Genomic DNA, 7,347 nt, shown 5'->3' with positions numbered 1-7,347 from the left:
ATGAATTTATTATTAGTATCCAACATGAGGTTGCTCCTGTTTTTGATTTATTTTGTTTCACGTTTATCAAAACAGGCAACCTCATCTAAGTCAAGATGAATGTCAGATTATATCTAGACTAATACAGCTAAGTTTGATAAAATAAATGTGGATTGCCTTAAATTGGCAGAAAATAATGTACAAAGCCGTAATCCTTGATGGACAGGTTGTTGGTCAAACGTAACCGCTCCAATGATTAAAGAGTTTTAAATACTACAATATGGTTTCTACCTGTAATATCAATACAAATGCTTTCTTTAAGCACTGTACTTTTCTTTTACATATTTATCAACAATCGCCATAAACTCCTGAGCGATATGCTTGCCTCGTAACGTATGTACTTTTTTGCCATCAATAAAAACAGGTGCCACAGGTGCTTCTCCTGTTCCAGGTAAGCTTATGCCAATATTAGCGTGCTTACTCTCACCTGGACCATTGACAATACAACCCATCACCGCAACTTTCATGTTTTCAACACCAATATAATGATTTTTCCATACAGGCATCTGGTTTGTTAAATAATTTTGAATATCGTTAGCAAGCTCTCTAAAAAAGCTACTGGTTGTGCGTCCACATCCAGGGCAAGATGAAACTGTAGGAGTAAAAGTACGTAGCCCGATTGTTTGCAGAATCTCACGACAAACTTTTACCTCATTTGTGCGAGGTGCACCTGGTTCAGGTGTTAAAGACACTCGAATCGTATCACCAATATTTTGCTGTAATAGATAACCTAAGCTCACACTACTGGCAACTATACCTTTAATTCCCATCCCCGCTTCAGTTAATCCCAAATGTAATGGGTATCGGCATTTTCTTGCTAACTTTTGATAAACTTCAATCAAATCTTGAACATCGCTGACTTTACATGAAACAATAATTTTATTTGGTGCCAAGCCCAGCTCTTGTGCATACTCTGCACTTTGTAAAGCCGATTCAATTAAAGCTTTGTGCATAATCTCACGCGATGACAGTGGCACTTTTAATTGACTGTTTTGATCCATCAGTTTAGCAAGCAAGACTTGATCTAAACTTCCCCAATTCACTCCTATGCGCACAGGTTTATCATACTCAATTGCTTTTTGAATAATTTCAGCAAATTGAGTATCTTTTTTACGTCCAAATCCAACGTTGCCTGGGTTAATTCGGTATTTATCAAGCGCTTTAGCACATTCTGGAAAGTCTCCTAATAACTTGTGACCATTATAATGAAAATCCCCTATCAACGGCACATCGCAATCACGCTTTAATAGCTGCCTTTTAATTTCTGGAACGGCTTGCGCTGCCTCATCATCATTAACTGTAATGCGTACCAGTTCACTACCCGCATGGTAGAGCGCCAACACTTGAGCAACTGTTTTTTCAACGTCTGCTGTTGCTGTATCTGTCATCGACTGAACCACAACTGGCGCGCCCCCGCCAATGATAATGTTGCCAACTTTAACCGATAAAGACTTAGACATAACTTAAAGTCCTAATTTATTCTCAATGAGTTTCTCTAGCTTAACCGTATCAATCGCAAATTTACGGATACCTTCGGCAAGCTTTTCTGTTGCCATTGGGCTTTCATTCATCATCCACCTAAAATCCCCCTCGCTTATTTTATAATCTGACTCTTTTGCGAGCTCAACAGGAGACAAATGGCGTATTAGTTCACCATTATCTTGCTGCAATTGTTGCAATAAACTAGGGGCAATTGTCAATGCATCACAACCTGCTAAAGCCTCCACTTGAGCAATATGTCTAAAACTTGCTCCCATTATAATTGTTTTATAGCCATGAAGCTTATAATGTTTATAGATCTCTTTGACAGACAATACGCCATTATCCTCACTGACATCTGGAAAGTTTACTGTAGCTTGCTCTTTCATGTACCAATCGGTAATACGACCCACAAATGGTGAAATCAAAAAGACTTTTGCCTGCGCACAAGCAATTGCTTGCACGATATTAAACATCAAGGTCAAATTACAATTAATACCTTTTTGCTCTAGCACTTCAGCTGCCTTAATCCCCTCCCAAGTTGAAGCAACTTTAATCAAAACACGTGACTTATCAATGCCATACTCAGCATACTTAGCCACCAACTTTTGTGCATATTCAATCGTTGCTTCCTTATCGAAAGATAAACGCGCATCAACTTCTGTTGAGATACGCCCTGGAATGATTTTTAAAATTTCAACGCCAAAGCCAACTGCCAGATCAAGCATTGCCTCTTCAACGCGTAATCTGCCCGACAAATGCTTGCTTTTAGCAAGTGCTTTATCAATGACATAAGCATATTCAGACATTTTAGCGGCATTGAGTAATAGGCTTGGATTTGTCGTTGCATCTACAGGTTGATATTGCTCAATTTGAGCAAAGTCACCCGTATCAGCAACCACTTTTGTCATTTTCTTTAACTGCTCTAGTTTATTCATATTATCTACTCTAAATTTGTTATACGACTTAATAAACACTATGCTTTTACATAGCCTATATTTGATTGCTTATGATCTCAACGTTATAATAATCAACAATATAATACCTCATCAATTCGCTTAAACCCTTCCAAGCACATGATCAAACGATCTAAGCCAAGCGCTACACCAGAACACTCTGGAATATTATCTAAACACATAAGAAGATCATTGTCGATGGGAACTGCTATTTTTCCTAGCGTTGCACGTGACTTTAAATCATTTTCAAAGCGCCGCTTTTGCTCCTGATAATTTGTTAATTCATAATAACCATTGGCAAGTTCGACACCTTGGTAAAAAAGCTCAAAACGCTTTGCAACAAGCTCTCCTGAGTTATCGGGCATCACACGTGCAAGTGCTGCTTGCATCTTTGGGTAATTATAAATAAACACAAATTGAAATTGTGTAAGCCACGGTTCAATACAATGACTAAACAATAAGTCTAAGCATTCAAACATATTGGGAGAAGCCAAACCAACGATGTCTCCAATTTTTTCTTTGACCAACGTTTGTAATTGATCTTGAGGTGCTTGATGTGGATTTATATCTAACACCTTCATAAATACTTCACCATAACTTAAGCTATGAATCACAGCGTTAGGTTTAAGCAACAACAACATTTCCATTATTTCTTGCCTTAACTTCTCATCATCCAAGCCCACTCTATACCACTCAAGCATCGTAAATTCATGATTATGGTATTGTGCTTTTGGATCATTGCGAAAGGCTTTACATATTTGGTAAATGCTACCACAGCTATTTGCCAATAAACGCTTCATTGCATATTCAGGGGAAGTTTGCAAAAAACGAATTCCTGATTGCGTCTCGATAGTAAAAGCATCAATATATGGATCCGTTACAGGATAAGGATAAGATAATGGCGTCTCCACCTCTAAAACATGCTTTTGCTCAAAATACTGACGAATTTTTTTAAGATAAATCGCTCGTATTGTAAGTGCTTTTGTCGAAATCATGAAGAAATACTGATTGGCTTAAATTGCAATAATTTTAAAATAAGTACTTAGAAAACACCATTACTATTGATCAACACCATAAAGCATTTTGGCCATACGTAACTTTAAACGTTTGTGCAGGTAAAATAATTACTTGCTCTATGTTTGTTCTTACGTCAACTAAATTCTACAAAAGCCATGCTAAAGAAATTGTTGCATAACTTAAACTATGCCACAATAACTACCATAAATATTGGCTTATAATATAAACTATGTTTTTTAACAAAAAAGTGAACCAAAACGAATTAAAACAACGTGCTGCTCAAGCTGCTATCGAATACATCAAACCAGGTATGGTGGTTGGTATTGGTACAGGCTCAACAGTTAATTTTTTCATCGATGAACTGGTTAAAGCCAAAGCAAAGGTAGAAATGATTGTTTCAAGTTCTGAGTCAACTACTTCAAAGTTAAAAGCATATGGATTTGAAGTCGTTGATTTAAACTATCCAAGCAAGGTTGACATTTACATTGATGGTGCCGATGAGGCAAATAAACATCGTGAGCTTATTAAAGGTGGAGGTGCAGCTTTAACACGCGAAAAAATTTGCCGTGTAGCCAGTAATAAATTTGTATGCATCATTGATCAAAGTAAACTCGTCACTCAGTTGGGCAAATTTCCTTTAGCTGTTGAAGTTATTCCAATGGCGCGTAGCTATGTCGCCAAAGAATTAATGAAAATTGGTGGGCAACCTGTATATAGAGAAGGTGTGATCACTGATAACGGTAACATTATTCTTGATATTCATAACTTTATGATCGATAATCCTTTGCGTATTGAGCAACGAATCAACCAAATTACAGGCGTTGTTTGTAATGGTATTTTTGCAGTTCATCCAGCAGACGTTTTATTAATCGCTAATGAAACAAATGGTGTTAACGTTATTGATTAACCTAAGAGTTTGTCATAAAACTGTCAACTTGATCAAATAACACACCAAGCTCAACGTTTTGCTTGTCATTAATTTATATTTAAGTTATAGCTTAATATGAATTTTCCTTGTGTTAAACTAAAATAACTAAGTTTTACGACACACTCTAAGTCCAGCTGTAGAAATAACTGGTCGGGACGGCGGGATTTGAACCCACGACCTCTAGCACCCCATGCTAACGCGCTACCAATCTGCGCTACGCCCCGAGTGCCGGCATTATAATACACTCTAGATATAGAAACAATTTGAGAATTCGATCTAATTTTAAACCATTTGCATGCCTATCACACCATAAGGCATAGGTGCATTTTGAATTTCAATACCAACGCTATCAGCTGTCGTTTTTAGCAAAGTCCTTTGCTGTGTTCGATCATAGCTAATATATACTCCAGCCGTTGTTGCCAAATTAAATGTCGCAAACTCTGTATCCACAGCTAATGCAATAAAATGTGCAGAACCCATTGGGGGGGTTGTGTCGTCTTCAGAAATTACAATGATGAAACCTTTAAATGGTAGTATTCGCTTAATGGTCTCTCCGCTAAAATTTATCTGTCTGACAAATTCTAACGTTCCTGAGCTAGGTGTATATAGATAAATATCAATACTATTTTGATAAGGTAATACCAAAAAAGCATTTGCCGTACCATTAGGAATAACCAAAGGCATATAAGTCATTCGTGCTCTAGGGAATGATCCTGGCGTAATATCTACAGATGAATCAACCCCAAAAGTCGTTGTACTAAAGTTTATTTGTAAAAGTTTTTCTAGTTGAGTGACACTAGATAAAAACAATAATACATGTTGTGTATTTTGATTACTGTTTATGTCAATTGGTAAAATATAGGCATTACTTATATTAACGAATGTTCCAAGGTTATATTCAAGGCTGACTTGATTACCAACACTATCATATAACCAAGTACCAATTTGATTAGATAAGTCTTTTGTTAATACAATACTATAAATATTATCTTGAGCATTAATGAGTTTTGCAGCTATGATCGTTTCTTCTGCAGGTAACATTGCTGAGTAAATACGATTCATACTGAAAATTAACGCCACTACCCATACTACCTTCCTATATAATATATGCTTAATCATAAAACTTCCTTAAGGCAAACTTGTCCAACCGTTACCTGGGGGAGGATCACCAGGATTAATAGAGCTATTATAATTGATATCAGCAAAATATATTGTCCCCATGAATATAATCGTATCACCTTTATAGTAACGTACATTACTGTTATAAGAGGACGCTGTATTTTCAGGAATAAAAATGCGCCACCAATTTTGATTGTTCTGATAAGGATTGTTACTAGTAGAGTTAAGATTCACAAAAACTTGATTATCATAACTGATACGTAAACCCTTGGTATAAAATATATTTTCATTGTAAGGCAATGGATTATTATTCTGAATTACAATTCGCCAACGAGCAGGTTGATCAAGTGGATTTCTATTTTTACCGCTTTTTTGAACATTAACAAAGGTAAACCCACTATAAGTAACAAACTCACCTGGATCGTATACTTGTTCTTGCCACGGAGTTGCATTAAATTGTGCCACTTCCCAACGGTTACTAGGAGGGGGCGTTTGATTGACATTATTATCACTAGTTGCTACATATCTAATTCCACTATAAGTAACAATATCCCCTTTATAATAATTCACATTGGTATTCCATTGTGGATAAGTATTTCCAGGAATCACTAACCGCCAATCATTTGGATTATTATAAGGATTCTCATTAACTCCTGTATTGATAGGCTGAAGGGAAACAAAAATTTGCTCATCAAATGTTACATAACTACCTTTAGGATATTGTAAAAGAAAATTATATTCTGCTGGCGCTAAATCCCACTGACTTATAATCTCATGCCATTGTAAAGTTGAAAATGTATCGACTGTAGCAAGGTTTTTTAAGCTAGATAAAGTAATCTCAGTTTGCCATACATTCGTTGCGCTTACATCATAAATAAGTAAACTCCAATAACATTCTCCATCTTCCAAACGCCAACCTTGTTCTAATTGATAAGAATTGTCGTTAGGAAATTTCAAAGCAAAACTTGCGGGTGTGGTAGTTGGAAAAGGAAAATAAACAACTTCTTTACCAACACCTAGTACACTACCTGAATTATCAACGGTTAGTGCTCCAATATAGCCTGCTGGACCAACACTTATCGAATTACTAGCATTTTTCTGCCTGTTATTTAATTGTGTCAAGTTTACAACGGGAATATTAACATTTTGTATTACTTGAGGAACTAAGTCATTTATCTGTCTATATTCGCTAGGTGCGTTAACAATTGCTTGGTAGCTTACTTGATGTTGTGCTTGAGTTGTAACGTCCATCTTAACATCATATTGTAACATAGCTGAGGCGTTATTTAAGGCAAAGCTATCTGGGATAATGCTTTTAGCAGTATTCGTTACAGTGGCTTCTGTATTACCCGCGCTATAGTTACTAATAATAGTTGCAGGAGGGATATTGGTATATAGATAATCATTCGTTGCTAACGAAAATTTCAAAGATAAATATGCTGTATTTCTGACATTATGATCGTTCTCAATTGCGCGATTTTGCACTACATTAATTTTAATCATATAAAGGATAGAACCTGACAGGATAGACACAACAGCAACGACAATAAGAGCAATTAATAAAACACCACCATTTTCTTTTGGATATGGGAATGCACTACACTTAACTTCCATCTTTTGCCTGTGCTAGTGATAAAAAATCATGTTACGTATTATAGCGTAATTAAACTAATTTTTCCTTTCTGAAATGGTAATAACATCAGCAATCTTATTTATTTAATAGGGGTAGCTTCCCACTTTATTTTAATAAGTCTGTGAGTCTTTACTAGACCTGTAGCAAATGGTGTCAACATATTACTTAAAATACCG

Annotated in this window: 6 protein-coding genes and 1 tRNA gene; 1 reads left to right on the top strand and 6 read right to left on the bottom strand. The window is 36.1% G+C overall.

Annotation, left to right across the window (positions count from 1 at the left end):
• Nucleotides 1-296: 296 nt before the first annotated feature.
• The 3 genes from ispG to epmA all read right to left on the bottom strand — a co-directional run bounded on the left by ispG (nt 297) and on the right by epmA (nt 3,466).
• The gene (gene ispG, locus DNJ77_RS07440) at nt 297-1,499 is read right to left on the bottom strand and encodes a flavodoxin-dependent (E)-4-hydroxy-3-methylbut-2-enyl-diphosphate synthase (protein ID WP_116964363.1); all 1,203 of its coding nucleotides are present in this window, start codon (nt 1,497-1,499) and stop codon (nt 297-299) included.
• 3 nt (nt 1,500-1,502) lie between these two features.
• The gene (tal, locus tag DNJ77_RS07435) at nt 1,503-2,456 is read right to left on the bottom strand and encodes a transaldolase (protein WP_116964362.1); all 954 of its coding nucleotides are present in this window, start codon (nt 2,454-2,456) and stop codon (nt 1,503-1,505) included.
• 92 nt (nt 2,457-2,548) lie between these two features.
• Nucleotides 2,549-3,466 (bottom strand): EF-P lysine aminoacylase EpmA, encoded by a 918-nt coding sequence (epmA, locus tag DNJ77_RS07430; RefSeq protein WP_116964366.1) that lies wholly within the window; start codon nt 3,464-3,466, stop codon nt 2,549-2,551.
• A 254-nt stretch (nt 3,467-3,720) separates the two neighbouring features.
• Between epmA and rpiA the strand changes: the two genes are divergently transcribed.
• A complete protein-coding gene (gene rpiA, locus DNJ77_RS07425; RefSeq protein WP_116964361.1) occupies nt 3,721-4,398 on the top strand; it encodes a ribose-5-phosphate isomerase RpiA in 678 nt (225 codons plus the stop codon).
• Nucleotides 4,399-4,566: 168 nt separating this feature from the next.
• On the opposite strand, the gene DNJ77_RS07420 is transcribed toward rpiA, so the two are convergent.
• From DNJ77_RS07420 to DNJ77_RS07410, 3 genes are all read right to left on the bottom strand, one after another.
• A tRNA-Pro gene (locus DNJ77_RS07420) sits at nt 4,567-4,643 on the bottom strand.
• 58 nt (nt 4,644-4,701) lie between these two features.
• Nucleotides 4,702-5,538, bottom strand: a complete 837-nt coding sequence (locus DNJ77_RS07415; RefSeq protein ID WP_116964360.1) for a hypothetical protein — start codon at nt 5,536-5,538, stop codon at nt 4,702-4,704.
• A 9-nt stretch (nt 5,539-5,547) separates the two neighbouring features.
• Nucleotides 5,548-7,152 (bottom strand): hypothetical protein, encoded by a 1,605-nt coding sequence (locus DNJ77_RS07410; protein WP_116964359.1) that lies wholly within the window; start codon nt 7,150-7,152, stop codon nt 5,548-5,550.
• Nucleotides 7,153-7,347: the final 195 nt, after the last annotated feature.

The organism is Fastidiosibacter lacustris (assembly GCF_003428155.1).
GTDB classification, from domain to species: domain Bacteria; phylum Pseudomonadota; class Gammaproteobacteria; order Francisellales; family Francisellaceae; genus Caedibacter; species Caedibacter lacustris.
The sequence above is the reverse complement of the archived record's forward strand: the minus strand, read 5'-3'. Positions and strand labels throughout refer to the sequence as shown.